Origin of the sequence: Variovorax sp. efr-133-TYG-130, from assembly GCF_030208835.1 — a bacterium.
Classification (GTDB): domain Bacteria; phylum Pseudomonadota; class Gammaproteobacteria; order Burkholderiales; family Burkholderiaceae_C; genus Variovorax.
This window is the reverse complement of the sequence record NZ_JARVTD010000025.1, coordinates 1-1,200: the sequence shown is the minus strand read 5'-3', so window position 1 is coordinate 1,200 and position 1,200 is coordinate 1. Positions and strand designations below refer to the sequence as shown.

At 63.2% G+C, this 1,200-nt stretch carries 1 protein-coding gene; it reads left to right on the top strand.

Annotated elements, in window-relative coordinates:
* The first annotated feature begins 5 nt into the window (after positions 1–5).
* The gene (gene tuf, locus QRN67_RS20785; RefSeq protein ID WP_093060175.1) at positions 6–1,199 is read left to right on the top strand and encodes an elongation factor Tu; all 1,194 of its coding nucleotides are present in this window, start codon (positions 6–8) and stop codon (positions 1,197–1,199) included.
* The last annotated feature ends 1 nt before the right edge of the window (position 1,200 follow it).

Here is a 1,200-nt window from a genome sequence, read left to right as displayed (position 1 = left end):
GAAAAATGGCAAAAGGTAAATTCACCCGCACCAAGCCTCACGTCAACGTGGGCACGATCGGTCACGTCGACCACGGCAAGACCACGCTGACGGCTGCGATCGCAACGGTGCTGTCGGCCAAGTTCGGCGGCGAAGCCAAGGCCTACGACCAGATCGACGCTGCGCCTGAAGAAAAGGCCCGCGGCATCACGATCAACACCGCGCACGTCGAGTACGAAACGGCCAACCGCCACTACGCACACGTCGACTGCCCCGGCCACGCCGACTACGTGAAGAACATGATCACCGGCGCTGCCCAGATGGACGGCGCCATCCTGGTGTGCTCGGCCGCCGACGGCCCGATGCCCCAGACCCGTGAACACATCCTGCTGGCTCGCCAGGTGGGCGTGGGCTACATCATCGTGTTCCTGAACAAGTGCGACATGGTCGACGACAAGGAACTGCTCGAGCTGGTCGAAATGGAAGTTCGCGAACTCCTCGACAAGTACGAATTCCCCGGCGACGACACCCCCATCATCCACGGCTCGGCCAAGCTCGCCCTGGAAGGCGACAAGGGCGAACTGGGCGAAGGCGCCATCATGAAGCTGGCCGAAGCCCTGGACACGTACATCCCGACGCCCGAGCGCGCCGTGGACGGCACGTTCCTGATGCCCGTGGAAGACGTGTTCTCGATCTCGGGTCGCGGCACCGTGGTGACCGGCGCTGTCGAGCGCGGCGTGATCAAGGTTGGTGAAGAAATCGAAATCGTGGGCATCCGCCCGACGGTCAAGACCACCTGCACCGGCGTGGAAATGTTCCGCAAGCTGCTGGACCAGGGTCAAGCCGGCGACAACGTGGGCGTGCTGCTGCGCGGCACGAAGCGCGAAGAAGTCGAGCGCGGCCAAGTGCTGTGCAAGCCCGGCTCGATCAAGCCGCACACGCACTTCACCGCCGAGGTGTATGTCCTGTCGAAGGACGAAGGCGGCCGTCACACGCCGTTCTTCAACAACTACCGCCCGCAGTTCTACTTCCGCACGACGGACGTGACCGGCGCGATCGAGCTGCCCAAGGACAAGGAAATGGTCATGCCCGGCGACAACGTCAGCATCACCGTGAAGCTGATCAACCCGATCGCGATGGAAGAAGGCCTGCGCTTCGCCATCCGTGAAGGCGGCCGCACCGTGGGTTCGGGCGTCGTTGCCAAGATCCTCGACATCTAAG